Below are 16,568 nucleotides of genomic sequence, written 5' to 3'. Positions count from 1 at the left end.
CGGCATCCGGGTACCGTCACCGGAGTTTCCACCCGACCGGCCCGACCGGTCGCCTGCCCCGGGAGGCACCTGATGCAGCAGGGCCCTCTCCCCTCGGTCGATTCGTCGGCCAACCTGGCCAGCCCAGCCAACCTGCCGACCTGCGGCCCGTTGCCCGACGAGGTCGGTGTGACAGGCCCCGGCTCCCAGGAGCCGCTCGGCGTTGTCGCCGTCGGTCCGGCCGGCGCCGACCGGCGCGCGGTCCTCGCCACCCTCGTCGGGCTCGACCCGGTGATGCTCACCGTGCCGGCGGGCAGCTGGCTGGTGGTGCGGCACGCCAAGGTGCCCACCCGGGCGGCGTTCGTGCCCGGCTACCGGCAGCCGCATTCGTACGGCGCGGACCGCGACGCCGCCGGCCCGGCCCTGGCCCGCCCGCCGCGACGGGTCGAGTTGAGCGTGCCCGAGCCGCTGCTGCGGCACTTCACCCTGATCGACACACCCGACACGGGCACTCTCGGTGTCGCCGGCGTGCGGGTGTTGCTCGACGCCGTCGGCCGGGCCGGCGCGCTGCTCTTCGTGATCGCGGCCGACCAGGCGTTCACCGCCCCGGAGCTGAACCTGCTCGCCGAGGTGGCCGCGTCCCCCGTGGAGGTCGTCTTCGCGGTGACTCCCGGCGCGGCGGGTTGGGCCCCGCCGACCGACAGCGCGGTGACGACCCAGGACGCGGGGTTGTCCGCCCCGCCGGCCGGCGGGCCCCCTGGCGAGGTGGACTCGATCGCGGTGACGGTGGCGGCGCACCGGGCGGCGCTGCTGGCTGCCGTGCCATCCCTGGCCGGCGCGCGGTGGTTCCCGATCGACGGCGTGGACTCCGCCGACCTGCGCCGGGCGCTGGTGGGTTGGTCGGCGGGCGAGGGGCTGCAGCGGGCCAGCACCGATCCGCCGGTGTTGCCGGGCCAGCACGACCGGGTGCCGGTGGTCGCCGACCCGGGGGACTGGTCCGGGCAGCTCGACCGGCGGAGCCGTTCCTGCGCCCAGCGGATCCGCCAGCACCTCGCCCTGGAGTTGGCGAACATCCACCTGCGGGCCGTCCAGGAGATCGTCTTCGGGGTCGGCTGCGCCGGCCTGCCGGATCTGCTGGACCGGGAGATGGCGGCCCTGTCGCTGCTGGCCACCGCGCAGTGCGATCAGGCGGTGCGGCGCATCCTGGACGACGCCGCCACCCAGGTGCTCGGCGCGCCGCCGGTCGAGGGCGTACGCCGCCGGATCGCCACAGCCGTGCAGTACGGCCTGGTGGACCACCGACCCGGCCGTGACCTGGACCGGGTCCTGCTGATCACCAGTACGGCCGGTGTGGCCAGGCTGACCGGCGCCGAGGCGATCGACGCGCTGGCCGGCTACCCGACGGCGTACCGCGACGAGGTGCTGCCGCCGGTCGCGGTGGCGCTCTCCGGTGGTTGCTGGCAGCAGTGGCGTGCCCCGGGCAACGACGACCACAGCGCCGCGCGGGCGTGGTCCCAGCGGGCGCTGCGGGAGGTCGAGTTGGAACTTTCCCGGGAGATCTCCCGACGGTTCGAGGTGATCCGCCTCTCGCTGGGCGTGGTGCTCTCCGATGCGGTCGACCACGGCCTTCTGCTCGCCTGATGCCGTGGTTGTCCGCTGTCGCGGGTGCTCACCATGCCTCGTTTCCGACGGTGGCCGGGGTGGTTCCGGGGCGGCCGGGACGGGCGATCCGCGACGAGCCGGCGTTCCGGTTCCTCGGTTCCGGGAAACCGGTGGCACGATGGGGGGCATGGCGGCTCCGCAGGTTGCACCGGTCGAGACGTCGGCCACCGACGAGGTGCCGGCGGCGGACCAGCAATGGGTGACGATCGTGTGGGACGACCCGGTCAACCTGATGACGTACGTGACCTGGGTGTTCCAGAAGCTGTTCGGCTACAGCCGGGAGAGAGCGGAGCAGCTCATGCTGGACGTGCATCACAAGGGTCGTGCCGTGGTCTCCACGGGCGCCCGGGAGCGGATGGAGCACGACGCGTCGCAGTTGCACGCGTACGGGCTGTGGGCGACGGTGGACAAGTCGTGAGCATGTTCCGCCGCCAGGCCGGCCGTTACGTCGCCACCTTCGCGGTCGACGAGGTGCGGGTGCTGCGCAAGGTCGCCTCCGAGGTGGTGGGTCTGCTCACCGACGGGTTCGACCACACTGACCCGGTCGTGGGCCGGCTCTTTCCGGCGGTCTACCCCCAAGACGCGCCCGGCACCGCCGAGTTCCGCCGCTACACCGAGGGCGACCTGAAGACCGCCAAGATCGACCAGGCGGGGGCCATCCTGGCCGCGCTGCCCGACGAGGCGGGCGGCGAGGTGCGGTTGGACGCCGAGGCGGCCGAGGCGTGGCTGCGGGCGTTGAACGACGCCCGGCTGGCGATGGGCGTCCGGCTGGAGATCAAGGACGGCACCGACCTGGGCGAGGAGTTGGACGACGCGGTGGCCGAGGACCCGGCGTCCAGCCGGGTGTTCCAACTGTCGGTCTACGCGTACCTCGGATATCTACAGGAGTCGCTGCTCAACGCCTTGATCGACTAGGCGTGACCGGCACCACTTCAGGCCCCGCCCAGCACGGGTTAGGCTGGTACACGTGCTGAGCATCGAGCGGTCGATCATCGACGCGATCGTCGCCCACGCGCGCCGGGACCACCCCGACGAGGCGTGCGGCGTCGTCGCCGGCGCCATCGGCAGCGACACCCCGACCCGGCACATCCCGATGGACAACGCGGCGCGGTCGATGACCTTCTACGAGTTCGACTCGATGGAGCAGCTGCGGGTGTGGCGGGAGATGGACGACCGGGACGAGGAGCCCGTGGTCATCTACCACTCGCACACCGCCACCGAGGCCTACCCGTCCCGCACGGACGTCTCCTTCGCCGGTGAGCCGGGGGCGCACTACCTGCTCGTCACGACCCGTGAGCCCGACTCGGAGGAGATCCGGTCGTTCCGGATCGTCGACGGCGTGGTGACCGAGGAGCCGGTCCGGATCGTGGAGGCCGGGGTCGACCCGCACGCCGTGCAGTCCTACATGTTCGGGCAGAGCCCGGCGACGGTCGACTACGAGTGTTCCGACCGCTGACCCGTCAGCGTCCGCACCCGTCTCACGTCCCGTCACCGTTGGCACACCCGAATGAGGAGCACGACATCATGGCCATCGAGGTTCGCATCCCCACCATCCTGCGCAGCTACACCGGCGGCGCGAAGGTCGTCGAAGGGGCTGGCGACACCCTGGGCGACCTGCTCAGCGACCTGGACTCCCGGCACGCCGGGCTGCGCGGCCGGCTGATCACCGACGCCGGCGCGCTGCACCGCTTCGTGAACGTCTACATCAACGACGAGGACGTCCGCTTCCTCGGCGCGCTCGACGCCAAGCTCGCCGACGGCGACAGCGTCACCATCCTGCCGGCCGTGGCCGGCGGCGCGTTCGGCTTCGCCGCCGCTGCGGCGATCAGCCAGCACAGCGGCACGGCAGCGGCCCGCGCCGCCGTCGCCGCCCGCTGAGGTCGGTAGCCATGGCGCGGTACGACAGCCTGCTCGACGCCTGTGGGGGCACGCCGCTGGTCGGCCTGCCCCGGCTCTCCCCGACGGTTCCCGACGGCGCACCACCGGTGCGGCTCTGGGCCAAGTTGGAGGACCGGAACCCGACGGGCAGCATCAAGGACCGCGCGGCGCTGTTCATGGTTCGCGCGGCCGAGGAGGCGGGCCGGCTCCGCGCAGGTGACACGATCCTGGAGCCGACCAGCGGCAACACCGGCATCTCGCTGGCGATGGTGGCCAAGCTGCGGGGGTACCGGCTGGTCTGCGTGATGCCCGAGAACGTCTCCACCGAGCGGATCCAACTGCTCCGGATGTACGGGGCCGAGATCATCTTCTCGTCGGCGGCGGGCGGTTCCAACCAGGCTGTCGCGACCGCCAAGCAGATTTCCGCCGAGCATCCCGACTGGGTGATGCTCTACCAGTACGGCAACGAGGCGAACGCGCGGGCGCACTACGAGACGACCGGGCCGGAGCTGCTGCACGACCTGCCCACCATCACGCACTTCGTGGCCGGGCTGGGCACCACCGGCACCCTGATGGGCACCGGGCGTTACCTGCGGGAAAAGGTCGAGGGCATCCAGGTCGTGGCGGCCGAGCCGCGTTACGGCGAGCTGGTCTACGGGCTGCGCAACATCGACGAGGGGTACGTGCCGGAGCTCTACGACGCGTCGGTATTGTCGCGGCGGTTCTCGGTCGGCACCCGGGACGCGGTGCTGCGCACCCGTCAGCTCGTCGAGGTGGAGGGCATCTTCGCCGGCTTCTCCACGGGCGCCATCCTGCACGCCGCGCTCGCGGTGGCGCACGAGGCGGTCCGTGACGGTCGCCGCGCCGACGTGGCCTTCGTGGTGTGCGACGGCGGCTGGAAATACCTGTCCACCGGCGCGTACGGCGGCACGCTGGCCGATGCCGAGGACGCCCTGGAGGGTCAGCTCTGGGCCTGACCGCTGTGGTCTGCCCGTACGGGCCGTCGGCGTGCGCGTCGGCGGCCCGTCACGCTACCCCGCCTTGCTGTGAGCAGGTGTCACGTTCGTGACAAGTTCGAGTGGATGATTCTGGTCGTCGGGCACCCCGGCGTAGGCTGCGCAGCGTGGCGCACGCGTCGGTAGAGATCATCACCGAGGGTGCCGCTGCCACAGTTACTACTGACAGTGACAGCGAGAATACTCGATGCGACTGACCGTCCTGGGATGCGCCGGCAGCTTTCCCGGCCCCGAGTCCCCGTGCTCGGCGTACCTCGTCGAGGCCGACGGATTCCGACTCCTGGTCGACTTCGGTTCCGGGTCGCTGTCCAGCCTCCAGCGGTACGCGGGGCTGCACGCCCCCGACGCGATCCTGCTGACCCACCTGCACTGCGACCACATCCTCGACGCCGTGACGTACGTGGTGGTCCGCCGCTACGCCCCGGAGGGCCCCTATCCGGCCCTGCCGGTATACGCGCCCGCTGGTGCTCCGGACCGGCTCAGCGCCGCGTACCACGACGACGGCACAGTGGAGGACGTCTACCAGTTCTACGCGCTGGAGCCGGGCACCTTTCCGATCGGCCCGTTCACGGTCACCGTCGACCAGGTCAACCATCCGGTCGAGACGTACGGGGTGCGGCTGGAGCACGGCGGCCGCTCGCTGTGCTACTCGTCGGACACCGCGCCCTGTGACGCGCTGCTGCGGCTGGCGCAGAACGTCGACGTGTTCCTCTGCGAGGCGAGCTTCCTCGACGGGGTGGACAATCCGCCGGATCTGCACCTGACCGGCCGGGAGGCCGGCGAGACGGCCACCAAGGCCATGGTGGGTCGGCTGCTGCTCACCCACCTGGTGGCGGCGTGGGGCAGCGAGGCGCACACGTTGGAGTCGGCCGCCGCCGCGTACACCGGGCCGCTTGAGGTGGTCCGGGCCGGCGCCAGCTACGACGTCTGACCCGCCGCACCCCTCCGGGTGTACGGCGCGCGGACCGGTCGGGACACCCCGGGGAAGGTGGATCTCCGCACCGCATAGGGTGCAGGGATGGCGCGACCTGACGGGCGAGGGCCCTCTCAACTTCGACCGGTGACTCTGACCCGGAGCTGGAGCACCCATCCGGAGGGTTCGGTGCTCGTCGAGTTCGGCGGCACCCGGGTGCTCTGCACGGCGAGCGTCACCGAGGGGGTGCCCCGCTGGCGCAAGGGTTCCGGGCTCGGCTGGGTGACCGCCGAGTACGCGATGCTGCCCCGGGCCACCAACACCCGCTCCGACCGGGAGAGCATCAAGGGCCGCGTCGGCGGCCGGACGCACGAGATCTCCCGGCTGATCGGCCGGAGCCTGCGGGCCAGCATCGACCTGAAGGCGCTGGGCGAGAACTCGGTCGTCCTCGACTGCGACGTGCTCCAGGCCGACGGTGGCACCCGGACCGCGGCGATCACCGGCGCGTACGTGGCGCTGCACGACGCCGTGGGCTGGTTGGCCGCCCGCAAGGCGCTGGCCGGTAAGCCGGAGAAGGTGATGCACCGCTCGGTCGCCGCCGTCAGCGTGGGGATCATCGCCGGTGAGGCGCGCCTGGACCTCTGCTACGAGGAGGACGTCGCCGCCGAGGTGGACATGAACGTGGTCTGCACCGGCGCGGGCGAATTCGTCGAGGTGCAGGGCACCGGCGAGGCGGGCGTGTTCGCCCGCGACCAGCTCGACAGCCTGCTCGACCTGGCCGTCGCGGGCTGCAACGAATTGGCCGAAGCCCAGCGCAAGGCGCTCGCGTGAGCGCGAGGAGTGAGCTTGCGAGCCCCGCAGTCGCGAACGAAGGTGATTTGGTGAGCGCGAGGAGTGAGCTTGCGGGCCCCGCAGTCGCGAACGAAGGTGACTCAGCATGAACAAGGTTCTGCTTGCCACGCGTAACCGGAAGAAGCTGGTGGAGCTTCAGCGGATCCTGGACGGGGCGCTGGGCGCACACCGGATCGCCCTGCTCGGGCTCGACGACGTACCGGAATATCCGGAGCTGCCGGAGACCGGCCTGACCTTCGGTGAGAACGCGCTGATCAAGGCGCGGGAGGGCTGCCGGCGGACCGAGCTGCCGACGATCGCCGACGACTCGGGGCTCGCCGTGGACGCGTTGAACGGGATGCCGGGCGTGTTCAGCGCCCGCTGGTCCGGCCAGCACGGCGACGACCGGGCCAACCTCCAGTTGGTGCTGGACCAGATCGCCGATGTGCCGGACGAGCAGCGGGCCGCCTCCTTCGTCTGCACGGTGGCGCTGGTGCTGCCCGGTGGCAAGGAGCACCTGGTCGACGGCCGGCAGTCCGGGCGGGTGTTGCGTGCGCCGCGCGGCGACGGTGGGTTCGGCTACGACCCGATCTTCCTGGGCGACGGGCAGGACCGGACCAACGCCGAGCTGACCCCGCAGGAGAAGGACGCGGTCAGCCACCGTGGCAAGGCGCTGCGCGAGCTGGCGAAGCTGGTGGCGAAGGTGCTGCCGCCCGCCGCCTGACCCGCGGCGGACGACAGCTACCCGCGCGGGTCAGCCCAGCGGGCCGACCCGCCGTTCGATGGCGGCGCGTAGCTCCGGGCCGGCCAGCACCGCGCGGGCGGCCTCCAGCACCGGGGCGAGGAACACGTCCGGGCCGGGCTCGCCGGCCGCCTCGCCGAGTGCGGCGACGGCGGCCTGGCCGGCCGGCGACGGCACCAGTGGCGCGCGCAGTTGCAGGCCGCGTACGCCGGCCAGCAACTCGACGGCGAGCAGGCTGGTGAGGTTGTCCAGCACGGTGCGCAGCTTCTTTGTCGCCGCCCAGCCCATCGAGACGTGGTCCTCCTGCATGCCGCTGGTGGGCAGCGAGTCCACCGACGCGGGAGCGGCCAGGCGCCGGTTCTCGGCGACGATGCCGGCAGCCGTGTACTGGGCGATCATCAGACCGGAGTTCACGCCGGCGTCGGGGGAGAGGAACGCGGGCAGTTCCCGGGAGCGGGTGACGTCCAGCAGCCGGTCCACCCGCCGCTCGGCGATCGCGCCCACCTCGGCGGCGGCGATGGCGAGGAAGTCCGCGGCGAAGCCGAGCGGAGCGCCGTGGAAGTTGCCTGTCGACTCGACCCGGCCGTCCGGCAGCACCACCGGGTTGTCCACCACGGACACCAGCTCCCGGCCCGCCACCGTGCGGACGAAGTCCAGGGTGTCGCGGGCCGCGCCGGCCACCTGCGGCGCGCAGCGCATCGAGTACGCGTCCTGCACGGCGTGCGCCAGGTCGTCGCGGTGCGAGTCCATCACCCGGGAGTCCTGGAGCAGCCGGTGGATGTTCGCCGCCGATGCCGCCTGACCGGGGTGCGGCCGGATGGCGTGCAGCTCGGGCAGGAACGGCCGTTCCGATCCGAGCATCGCCTCGATGGCGAGCGCGGCCGTCACGTCCGCCATGGCGAACAGGTGTGCCGCGTCGTGGATGGCCAGCAGCAGCATGCCGAGCATGCCGTCGGTGCCGTTGATCAGCGCCAGCCCCTCCTTGGCGGCCAGCTCGATCGGCTTGAGCCCGGCGGCGGTCAGCGCGTCGGCCGCGTCCTGCCGTTCGCCGGCCGGGCCGAGCACCCAACCCTCGCCGAGCAGCACGAGCGCGCAGTGCGCCAGCGGCGCCAGATCACCGGAGGCGCCCAGTGAGCCGTGCTCCGGCACCCACGGGGTGATGTCGCGGTTGAGCAGGTCGACCAGCGCCTCGGCGACCAGCGGGCGGACCCCGGAGCGGCCCAGGGCCAGCGAGCGTACCCGTAGCAGCATCATGGCCCGGACCACCTCGCGCGGCATCGGGGCACCCACCCCGGCGGCGTGCGAGCGGATCAGCGCGTGTTGCAGCTCGGCCCGCCGCTCGGGGGCGATGAAGGTGTTGGCCAGCGCGCCGAAGCCGGTGGAGACGCCATAGACGGGGCGGCCGGACGACTCGATGCCGTCCACGATGGCCCGGCTGGTCGCCATCGCGTCGACGGTGGCCGGGTCGAGGACGACCGTGGCGGTGCCGCGGGCCACGGCGAGCACGTCGTCGGCGGAGATTCCGGTGGGGTGGATGGTCACGGTCGTCATTGCGGCACTCCGTTGAGCAGGACCTGGCGGATCAGTGGAACACCGGGCCGGTAGGCCAGGTGCAGGTAGGACGGCGCGTCCAGGACGACCAGGTCGGCCCGGGCGCCGGGGGTGAGCACACCGATGTCGTCGCGGCGCAGCGCCCGCGCCCCACCGGCGGTCGCGGCCCAGACGGCCTCCGCCGGGGTCATGCCCATCTCGCGGACCGCGAGGGCCACGCAGAACGGCATCGACGAGGTGTACGACGTACCGGGGTTGCAGTCGGTGGCCAGGGCGACGGTGACACCGGCGTCGAGCAACCGGCGGGCGTCCGGGTAGGGCGAGCGGGTGGAGAACTCCGCGCCGGGCAGCAGAGTGGCCACCGTGGTGGTCCCCGACCCGTCGTCGCGGGCGGTGCCGGCCAGCGCGTCCACGTCGGCGTCGCTCAGGTGGGTGCAGTGGTCGACGCTTGCCGCGCCCAACTCCACACCGAGCTGCACGCCCGGGCCGGGGCCGAGCTGGTTGGCGTGCACCCGCACGCCCAGCCCGGCGGCCTGCCCGCAGGCCAGGATGGCGCGGGCGTGGTCGACGTCGAAGGCGCCCCGCTCGCAGAACACGTCGATCCACTTCGCGTGTGGTGCGGCGGCGGCCAGCATCGGCCCGCAGACCAGCCCGACATAGTCGTCGGGACGGTCGGCGTACTCGGCGGGCACCACGTGGGCACCGAGGAACGTGGTCTCGGTGCTGGTCTCGGCGGCGATCCGCAGCGAGCGGGCCTCGTCGGCGACGGTCAGCCCGTACCCACTCTTGATCTCCATGGTGGTGGTGCCCTGGCGCAGCGCCTCCCCGCGCAGCCGGCGCACGGTGGCGCGCAGCTCGTCGTCGCTGGCGGCCCGGGTCGCGCCGACCGTGGTCCGGATGCCGCCGCCGGTGTAGCGCTCGCCGGCCATCCGCGCGGCGAACTCGGCGGCCCGGTCACCGGCGAAGACCAGATGCGCGTGGCTGTCCACGAAGCCGGGCAGCACGGCGGCCCCACCGGCGTCGACCCGCCGGTCGGCGGCCGGCGCGTACGCGGCCGGCCCGACCCAGGCCACCCGGCCCTCCTCGATCAGCACGGCCGCCTTACGGCGGATGCCCAGCGGGCCCGCACCGGTGCCGTTGGTGACCAGCTCCCCGATGTTGTCGACCAGCAGGCTGCTCACGCGGGGGTCACCGCCTCGATCGACGCCGCCAGCTCGGTCGGTACGTCCACGGTCAGGTGCCGGCCGTCGGCCACCACCACCCGGCCGTCCACGAGCACCTGGTCGACGTCCGCCGCCGACGCCGCGAAGAACGCGCCCACCGGCGGCACCCCGGCGGTGCGGGCGCTGTCGAGTCGTACCGTGACCAGGTCGGCGCGGGCGCCGACGGCGATCCGCCCGGCGTCGGCCCAGCCCAGCGCGGCGTGGCCGGTGGCGGTCGCCGCCGTCAGCAGCTCGGCCGGGGTGAAGTGGCCCCGACGGCGTGTGCGCAGCCGTTCGTCCAGCTCCACCGCGCGGGCCTCCTCGAACAGGTCGATCACCGCGTGACTGTCGCTGCCCAGGCTCAGCCGGATCCCCGCGTCGGCCATCCGCCGGGCCGGGCCGATCCCGTCGGCGAGGTCCCGCTCGGTGGTCGGGCAGAGGCACACCCCAGTCCGGCTGTCGGCGAGCAGCGTCAGGTCACCGCTGGTCGGGTGGGTGGTGTGCACGGCGGTGGTGTCCGGCCCGAGCACGCCGTGCTCGGCGAGCAGCGCGGTGGGCGTGCGCCCGTGCACGGCCCGGCACTCGTCGTTCTCGGCGGGCTGCTCGGAGAGGTGCACGTGCAGTGGCGCCTGCCGGCCCCGCGCCCAGTCGGCGACAGTGCGGAGCTGGTCGGCGGGGACCGCCCGCACCGAGTGCACGGCCGCGCCGAGGCGGGCGTGGGAGTCCGTCAGCGGGAACGCCGAGGCCCGTTCGGCCCACCGGGACGCGTCACCGTCGCCGAAGCGCCGCTGCGGCCCGGTGAGAGCCCTGCCGTCCACTCCGGCGGTCAGATAACAGGTGTCCAGCAGGGTGAGCCGGATTCCGGCGTGCGCGGCGGCCTCGACCAGTGCCGCGCCCATCGCGTTCGGGTCGTCGTAGGCGCCGCCGTCGGGCCGGTGGTGCAGGTAGTGGAACTCGCCCACGCAGGTGATCCCGGCCAGGGCCATCTCGGCGTAGACCGCGCGGGCCAGCGCCAGGTAGGTGTCCGGGTCCAGCCGGTCAGCGATGGCGTACATCCGGTCGCGCCAGCTCCAGAAGTCGCCCCGGCCGCCGTGGGTGCGCCCGCGCAGCGCCCGGTGGAAGGCGTGCGAGTGCACATTGGACAGGCCGGGCAGGGTGAGCCCGGGCAGCTGGGTGGCGTCCCGCAGCACGTCGACCCCGGCGGCCGGACCCGCGGCCCCGACGAGCGGCGTGAGGGCGGTGATCCGGCCGTCCTCGATCTCGATCAGCACGTCGGGCGTGGGTTCGGCGTGCTCGGGCAGCCAGGCGTACTCGGCGAGCCAGCGGGTGGCGGTCATACTGCTCGCCTCCTTTGGAGCTGAATCGTTTGCGACATCAGCGGCTGGGACGATGCCGGGGCCTGGGGCGGTCCGGCTGATTCGTTTGCGACATCAGCTCCAAAGGACGGCCGGAGATACCGAACCCCGTCCCGCCGCGGACCCTCCACGTCGTTCACCGGCACGTCAGCTCCTCCAGCACGCGGGCCAGCGCACGCACCCCGGCGGCGCAGTCGTCGTCGGTGGCCGCCTCGGCGGGGGAGTGCGACACCCCGGTCGGGTTGCGCACGAAGAGCATCGCGGTGGGCAGGTGCGCGGCGAGCACCCCGGCGTCGTGCCCCGCGCCGGTGGGCAGCACCGGCGCGTCGAGCAGCGTCGCCAGCCGGCCCGCCAACCCGCCGTCGAAGGAGACCAGCGGGGTGGCCGACTCCTCGGTGACGGTCGCCTCCGTACCGTCGCGGCGGGCTCGCTCGGCGAGCTTGCCCCGCACCGCCTCGACCAGGTCGGCGAGGGTCTGCGGGTCGGCGGCGCGGGCGTCCAGCCAGCCGGTCACCTTCGACGGGATGGCGTTTGTGGCGTTCGGTTCGACTGCCACCCGGCCCACCGTGGCGTGCGCGCCGCGCAGCCGGGCCTCCTTGTTGGCCGCCAGCACCGTGAACGCGTAGGTGAGCATCGGGTCGCGGCGGTCGGCCATCCGGGTCGTACCCGCGTGGTTGCCCTCGCCTGTCACGTCGAAACGCCAGCGGCCGTGCGGCCAGATCGCGCTGGCCACCGCGACCGGCGCGTCCGTCTCGACCAGCGCGCGGCCCTGCTCGACGTGCAGCTCCACGAACGCGCCGAACCGGCCCAGCAACTCCGGGCGGGCGCCCGCCGGCCGGTCGCCGAGCGCCTCGGCGAAGCTCACCCCGGCCGCGTCGCGCAGCCCGGCCGCGCGATCCGCCGGCAGCGCCCCGGTGAGCAGACGCGACCCCAGACACGGTACGCCGAAGCGCGCCCCCTCCTCCTCGACGAACGCGGCCAGCACCAGCGGCCGGACCGGGGTGACACCGGCGGCGCGCAGCTCGTCCACGGCGAGGAACGCGCTGACGATGCCGAGCGGCCCGTCGTACGCCCCGCCGTGCGGCACCGAGTCGAAGTGGCTGCCGGTGAGCACCGCGTCGCCGGCCTCCGGGTCACCCCAGTGCGCGAAGAGGTTGCCGTTGCCGTCCTCGGTGACCGGCATCGCGCGGCGCTGTGCCTGCGACCGGAACCAGACCCGCAGCTCGACCTCGGGTTCGGTAAGCGCGTAGCGCAGGTAGCCGCCGCTGTCGGCGTCCCGCCCGACCGGCGCGATCTCGTCCCACAGCGCCCGGAAGCGGGCGGACAGGTCGTCGCTCACGGCACCTCTTTTGTTCGCGACTGCGGGGCTCCGCTGCGCTGCACTCCTCGCGCTCACGCGGGGTCGCCCTCGGTCATGGGGACGCGGAGGCCGGTGCGGTCGGCGACGTCGTGGGCGATGTCGTAGCCGGCGTCGACGTGCCGGATGACGCCCATCGCCGGGTCGTTGGTGAGCACCCGTTCGATCTTCTGCCCGGCCAGGGCCGTACCGTCGGCGACGCAGACCTGACCGGCGTGGATCGACCGGCCGATGCCCACGCCGCCGCCGTGGTGGATGGACACCCAGGAAGCGCCGCTGGCCGTGTTGACCAGGGCGTTGAGCAGCGGCCAGTCGGCGATCGCGTCGGAGCCGTCGGCCATCGCCTCGGTCTCCCGGTACGGGCTGGCCACGCTGCCCGCGTCCAGGTGGTCCCGACCGATGACGAGCGGGGCGGAGAGTTCGCCGGAGGCGACCATCTCGTTGAACCGCACGCCCGCCTTGTCCCGTTCGCCGTAACCGAGCCAGCAGATTCGCGCGGGCAGGCCCTGGAAGGCGACCCGCTCGCCGGCCAGCCGGATCCACCGGGCCAGCGACTCGTTCTCCGGGAACAACTCCAGCATGGCCCGATCGGTGGCGGCGATGTCGGCCGGATCGCCGGAGAGCGCCGCCCACCGGAACGGGCCCTTGCCCTCGGAGAACAACGGCCGGATGTACGCCGGCACGAAGCCGGGGAAGTCGAAGGCACGCTGGTAGCCGGCGAGCTGCGCCTCGCCCCGGATCGAGTTGCCGTAGTCGAAGACCTCGGCGCCGGCGTCGAGGAAACCGACCATCGCCGCCACGTGCCGTGCCATCGACGCCCGCGCCCGGTCGGTGAACTCGGCCGGCTTCGCCGCCGCGTACTCCCGGGCGTCGGCCAACTCCACCCCCACCGGCAGGTACGACAGCGGATCGTGGGCGCTGGTCTGGTCGGTCACGATGTCGATCTCGACGCCCCGCACCAGGAGCTCGGGGAAGACCACCGCCGCGTTGCCGACCACGCCGACGCTCAGCGCGCGTCGGTCCCGCTTGGCGGCCAGCACCCGCCGTACCGCGTCGTCCAGCGAGTCGGCCACCTCGTCCAGGTAGCGGTCGTGCACGCGGCGGTCGAGCCGGGTGCGGTCCACGTCCACGATCAGGCACACGCCGCCGTTCATGGTGACCGCGAGCGGCTGCGCTCCGCCCATTCCGCCGCAGCCGGCAGTGAGCGTCAGCGTGCCCGCGAGGGTGTCGTTGAACCGCTTGGCGGCCACGGCGGCGAACGTCTCGTAGGTGCCCTGGAGGATGCCCTGGGTGCCGATGTAGATCCACGAGCCGGCGGTCATCTGCCCGTACATGGTGAGGCCGAGCTGTTCGAGTCGGCGGAACTCCGGCCACGTCGCCCAGTCGCCGACCAGGTTGGAGTTGGCCAGCAGCACCCGGGGCGCCCACTCGTGGGTGCGCAGCACGCCGACCGGCCGGCCCGACTGGACCAGCATCGTCTCGTCCTCGCGCAGGTCGGTGAGCGTGCGGACCAACGCGTGGTAGGACGGCCAGTCCCGCGCCGCCTTGCCGGTGCCGCCGTACACCACCAGGTCGTCGGGGCGTTCGGCCACCTCGGGGTCGAGGTTGTTCATCAGCATCCGCAGGGCGGCCTCCTGCTGCCACCCACGGGCGGTCAGCTGGCTGCCCCGTGCGGCACGGATCGGCTGGGTCATCTCTGGTCTCCTCCGGTCATCCGAGGAACAACTGGCGGCGGGCCGCCGAGGCTTCGAACGCTTCGAGTCGGCGTTGCGTGTCGGCCGGCGCGGCGTCGCAGATCGCCTGCAACACCACCATGGCCAGGGTCATCGGTGCGGTGTGCAGGTCGAAGACGAGCTGGGCGCCGACGGCGGCGGGCAGCACCACGTCGGCGTGCTCGGTGGCCGGGCTGACCGGCGAGTCGGTGATCGCGACGACGGTCAGACCGGCGGCGCGGGCGTCGCGCAGCGCGTCCAGGGTCTCGCGGGGGTAGCGGGGCAGCACGAAGGCCAGCACCGCCGTCGCGCCGGCCTCGGCCGCCTGTTCGAGGCGGTCGGTGAGCAGGCTGCCGCCGTCGTCGAGCACCCGCACGTCCGGGTGCACCTTGGCGGCGAAGAAGGCGAAGTACGCGGCCAGCGGGGCGGCGGCGCGCAGGCCGAGCACCGGCAGTGGGCGGCTGGCCGCGAGCACCCGCCCCGTCTCGGCGATCCGGTCCCGGTCGGCGAGTTGACCGGCCAGCCGGTCCAGGTTGCCCATTTCGGCGCGTACCGCCTGCTGGAGTTCGTTGCCCGCGTCCGCCGGACCACCGGGCGTGGCGGTGGTGAGGTCGCGCAACCGGCGGCGCAGCGCCGGGTAACCGTCGTGGCCAAGCGCGACGGCGAACCGGGTGACCGACGGCTGGCTGACCCCGGCCAGCTCGGCCACCTCGGCCGCCGACAGGTACGCCACGGTCGGGGCGTGCTGCACGAGACAGTGCGCGATCCGGCGCTGGGTCGGGGTGAGCCGCACCCCGTCGAACAGGTCCAGCACCTGCTTCACCGACGCCTCGGCAGTACCTTTATTCACGACACGACTCTATGCATGAAAACTTTCAGAGGGCAAGAGCGGGCCGGACCACCCGCTTCACCGAGCTGTCGCACCGCTGACCGGTGGGGCGCTGCGATGGCGGCACATCTGTAGGATCCGCACGGCGGTTGAGCGGAGGAGTGGCATGCAGCCGGAGAGCCCGTACAGGTACACCCACATGTTGGGCGCGTGCCAGGTCGGCAAGGCCTGGGCCGCAGTCGACGGGCAGGGCCAGTTCGCCACCGTGGCCGTGCTGGACGGGGTCGCCGCGTCCGACGAGCGCTGGCGGGTGGCCTTCGGCAACGCCGCCAACGCACTGGCGCAGGCCGCCGGCGGTCACCGCTACGCGCACGCCGACCTGACCGCCGCGCACCCGTGGGTGGCGTACCGGGCCGAGGAGGGGCACGCGCCGCAGCGCCTCTTCCAGAGCCTCGGCATGGACTACCAGCCGGTGCCCGACCTGCCGGTCTCCGCCCCGCCCGTGTCGGCCCCACCCACGTCGGCGCCGCCCACCTCCGCGCCGCCCGCCTCGGCCCCGCCGGTGTCCGGTGTGCCGCGGCAGGCCAGCGGGCCGCCGGTCTCCGGTGCGCCCGAGTTGGTGGCGCACATGCCGCAACTCCCCTGGGCGGTGCATACCAACCCGGTCTCCGGTCAGCCGGTGTCCGCGTCCCCGCAGCCGGTCTCGGGCGCGCCGACATCACCCTCCACTCCGGACCTGGCCACGGGCGTACCCACCGATGCCTCGGGGTCGCCGATCGCGCAGACCCGCCCGGTGGTGCCGCCGGCCGACCCGTTCGTCGCACCCGTGCGCCGCATCAAGCCCTCCGAGCCTCGCCCACGGCGTACCGGCCTCTGGGTGGGTGCCGGCGCGCTGGTCCTGGTGGTGCTCGCCGCGGCGGGTGGCCTGGTGATCTGGGGCGGATCGGACGACCCCGTGACGCCGCAGACCGCGCCCACCACCAGCATCCTGTCGCCGGCGATCCCGACGACACCGCCGCAGTCGCCCGGCATCGAGCCGCCCAAGCCGGGAGCATGGCCGACGCAGTGGCCACGGTTCACCGAGCGGGACACCGTACGCACGCTCACCGACCTCGACGGCCTGGGCTTCCCGGTGAAGATGCCCACGAACTGGCAGTGCACGCTCGCCGCCCGGGCGGAGGGGATCGTCAAGTACGAGTGCGGCACCACCGCCTCGGGCAACCAGGCGCTCGGCGGCGAGGTGATCGTGCGCGAGTGCCCCCAGCCGTGCACCGACCAGTGGCAGAACGCCATGCGCTCGGTCGAGGAGGCGTGGGGCGCGCAGTGGATCCGCAGCGGCCTGTACGCGAGCTACGCCGAGCAGATCATCGAGGTCGACGGTGCGCAGCGGCACGGCCTGGTCGTCGTCGCCTACTTCCGCAGTGGACAGGATGGCGCCGTCAACCGGCAGTTGGTGATCCGGATGACCTCGCCCGTGCCCGAGGCGTACCAGCTGCGGCGGTTCGCCAGCTACCTCCGCGACGTGGTCGTCTTTTGAGCGG

16 protein-coding genes are annotated in these 16,568 nt (G+C 73.1%); 10 read left to right on the top strand and 6 right to left on the bottom strand.

The window, feature by feature from the left end; translation table 11 throughout:
• Positions 1 to 72 precede the first annotated feature (72 nt).
• The 9 genes from ABZ808_RS19925 (at position 73) to rdgB (ending at position 7,003) form a co-directional block, all read left to right on the top strand.
• Positions 73 to 1,620, top strand: coding sequence for a hypothetical protein (locus ABZ808_RS19925; RefSeq protein ID WP_357008407.1), 1,548 nt, complete (start codon positions 73 to 75; stop codon positions 1,618 to 1,620).
• A 148-nt stretch (positions 1,621 to 1,768) separates the two neighbouring features.
• Positions 1,769 to 2,059 (top strand): ATP-dependent Clp protease adapter ClpS, encoded by a 291-nt coding sequence (gene clpS, locus ABZ808_RS19920; RefSeq protein WP_357008405.1) that lies wholly within the window; start codon positions 1,769 to 1,771, stop codon positions 2,057 to 2,059.
• Between the two features lie 2 nt (positions 2,060 to 2,061).
• Positions 2,062 to 2,556, top strand: a complete 495-nt coding sequence (locus ABZ808_RS19915) for a DUF2017 domain-containing protein (RefSeq protein ID WP_357009528.1) — start codon at positions 2,062 to 2,064, stop codon at positions 2,554 to 2,556.
• A 52-nt stretch (positions 2,557 to 2,608) separates the two neighbouring features.
• A complete protein-coding gene (locus tag ABZ808_RS19910; protein WP_357008402.1) occupies positions 2,609 to 3,097 on the top strand; it encodes a M67 family metallopeptidase in 489 nt (162 codons plus the stop codon).
• A gap of 68 nt (positions 3,098 to 3,165) precedes the next feature.
• A complete protein-coding gene (locus ABZ808_RS19905; protein ID WP_357008399.1) occupies positions 3,166 to 3,519 on the top strand; it encodes a MoaD/ThiS family protein in 354 nt (117 codons plus the stop codon).
• An 11-nt stretch (positions 3,520 to 3,530) separates the two neighbouring features.
• Positions 3,531 to 4,496 (top strand): pyridoxal-phosphate dependent enzyme, encoded by a 966-nt coding sequence (locus ABZ808_RS19900; RefSeq protein ID WP_357008396.1) that lies wholly within the window; start codon positions 3,531 to 3,533, stop codon positions 4,494 to 4,496.
• 226 nt (positions 4,497 to 4,722) lie between these two features.
• Positions 4,723 to 5,466, top strand: coding sequence for an MBL fold metallo-hydrolase (locus tag ABZ808_RS19895; protein ID WP_357008393.1), 744 nt, complete (start codon positions 4,723 to 4,725; stop codon positions 5,464 to 5,466).
• Between the two features lie 87 nt (positions 5,467 to 5,553).
• Positions 5,554 to 6,279, top strand: a complete 726-nt coding sequence (rph, locus tag ABZ808_RS19890; protein WP_357008390.1) for a ribonuclease PH — start codon at positions 5,554 to 5,556, stop codon at positions 6,277 to 6,279.
• A gap of 106 nt (positions 6,280 to 6,385) precedes the next feature.
• The gene (gene rdgB / locus ABZ808_RS19885) at positions 6,386 to 7,003 is read left to right on the top strand and encodes an RdgB/HAM1 family non-canonical purine NTP pyrophosphatase (RefSeq protein WP_357008387.1); all 618 of its coding nucleotides are present in this window, start codon (positions 6,386 to 6,388) and stop codon (positions 7,001 to 7,003) included.
• A gap of 30 nt (positions 7,004 to 7,033) precedes the next feature.
• Here rdgB and hutH read toward each other — a convergent pair whose 3' ends face one another.
• The 6 genes from hutH to ABZ808_RS19855 all read right to left on the bottom strand — a co-directional run bounded on the left by hutH (position 7,034) and on the right by ABZ808_RS19855 (position 15,048).
• A complete protein-coding gene (gene hutH / locus ABZ808_RS19880; RefSeq protein WP_357008384.1) occupies positions 7,034 to 8,572 on the bottom strand; it encodes a histidine ammonia-lyase in 1,539 nt (512 codons plus the stop codon).
• Positions 8,569 to 9,753 carry an imidazolonepropionase gene (gene hutI / locus ABZ808_RS19875; RefSeq protein WP_357008381.1) on the bottom strand — a complete coding sequence of 395 codons (1,185 nt, stop codon included), beginning with the start codon at positions 9,751 to 9,753 and terminating at the stop codon, positions 8,569 to 8,571. The genes hutH and hutI overlap by 4 nt, the downstream gene beginning before the upstream one ends.
• Positions 9,750 to 11,111, bottom strand: coding sequence for a formimidoylglutamate deiminase (locus ABZ808_RS19870; protein WP_357008378.1), 1,362 nt, complete (start codon positions 11,109 to 11,111; stop codon positions 9,750 to 9,752). Before ABZ808_RS19870 ends, hutI begins: the two co-directional genes overlap by 4 nt.
• A gap of 154 nt (positions 11,112 to 11,265) precedes the next feature.
• Positions 11,266 to 12,468: an allantoate amidohydrolase gene (locus ABZ808_RS19865; protein WP_357008376.1), complete on the bottom strand. Its 1,203-nt coding sequence runs from the start codon at positions 12,466 to 12,468 to the stop codon at positions 11,266 to 11,268.
• A 53-nt stretch (positions 12,469 to 12,521) separates the two neighbouring features.
• On the bottom strand, positions 12,522 to 14,180 hold the full coding sequence (hutU, locus tag ABZ808_RS19860; RefSeq protein ID WP_357008374.1) for a urocanate hydratase: 1,659 nt from the start codon (positions 14,178 to 14,180) through the stop codon (positions 12,522 to 12,524).
• A 16-nt stretch (positions 14,181 to 14,196) separates the two neighbouring features.
• Entirely contained in the window at positions 14,197 to 15,048 is an 852-nt protein-coding gene (locus tag ABZ808_RS19855) for a MurR/RpiR family transcriptional regulator (RefSeq protein ID WP_357008372.1), read from the bottom strand.
• A gap of 145 nt (positions 15,049 to 15,193) precedes the next feature.
• Between ABZ808_RS19855 and ABZ808_RS19850 the strand changes: the two genes are divergently transcribed.
• A complete protein-coding gene (locus ABZ808_RS19850) occupies positions 15,194 to 16,564 on the top strand; it encodes a hypothetical protein (RefSeq protein ID WP_357008370.1) in 1,371 nt (456 codons plus the stop codon).
• Positions 16,565 to 16,568: the final 4 nt, after the last annotated feature.

Origin of the sequence: Micromonospora sp. NPDC047527, from assembly GCF_040643015.1 — a bacterium.
Lineage (GTDB): Bacteria > Actinomycetota > Actinomycetes > Mycobacteriales > Micromonosporaceae > Micromonospora.
This window is presented reverse-complemented; position numbering and strand designations above follow the sequence as displayed.

Bases quoted from the DNA above. Each gene is read 5' to 3' on its own strand.
- ABZ808_RS19925 (WP_357008407.1), top strand. From the start codon at position 73: ATGCAGCAGGGCCCTCTCCCCTCGGTCGATTCGTCGGCCAACCTGGCC.
- clpS (WP_357008405.1), top strand. From the start codon at position 1,769: ATGGCGGCTCCGCAGGTTGCACCGGTCGAGACGTCGGCCACCGACGAG.
- ABZ808_RS19915 (WP_357009528.1), top strand. From the start codon at position 2,062: ATGTTCCGCCGCCAGGCCGGCCGTTACGTCGCCACCTTCGCGGTCGAC.
- ABZ808_RS19905 (WP_357008399.1), top strand. From the start codon at position 3,166: ATGGCCATCGAGGTTCGCATCCCCACCATCCTGCGCAGCTACACCGGC.
- ABZ808_RS19900 (WP_357008396.1), top strand. From the start codon at position 3,531: ATGGCGCGGTACGACAGCCTGCTCGACGCCTGTGGGGGCACGCCGCTG.
- ABZ808_RS19895 (WP_357008393.1), top strand. From the start codon at position 4,723: ATGCGACTGACCGTCCTGGGATGCGCCGGCAGCTTTCCCGGCCCCGAG.
- rph (WP_357008390.1), top strand. From the start codon at position 5,554: ATGGCGCGACCTGACGGGCGAGGGCCCTCTCAACTTCGACCGGTGACT.
- rdgB (WP_357008387.1), top strand. From the start codon at position 6,386: ATGAACAAGGTTCTGCTTGCCACGCGTAACCGGAAGAAGCTGGTGGAG.
- hutH (WP_357008384.1), bottom strand. From the start codon at position 8,572: ATGACGACCGTGACCATCCACCCCACCGGAATCTCCGCCGACGACGTG.
- ABZ808_RS19870 (WP_357008378.1), bottom strand. From the start codon at position 11,111: ATGACCGCCACCCGCTGGCTCGCCGAGTACGCCTGGCTGCCCGAGCAC.
- hutU (WP_357008374.1), bottom strand. From the start codon at position 14,180: ATGACCCAGCCGATCCGTGCCGCACGGGGCAGCCAGCTGACCGCCCGT.
- ABZ808_RS19850 (WP_357008370.1), top strand. From the start codon at position 15,194: ATGCAGCCGGAGAGCCCGTACAGGTACACCCACATGTTGGGCGCGTGC.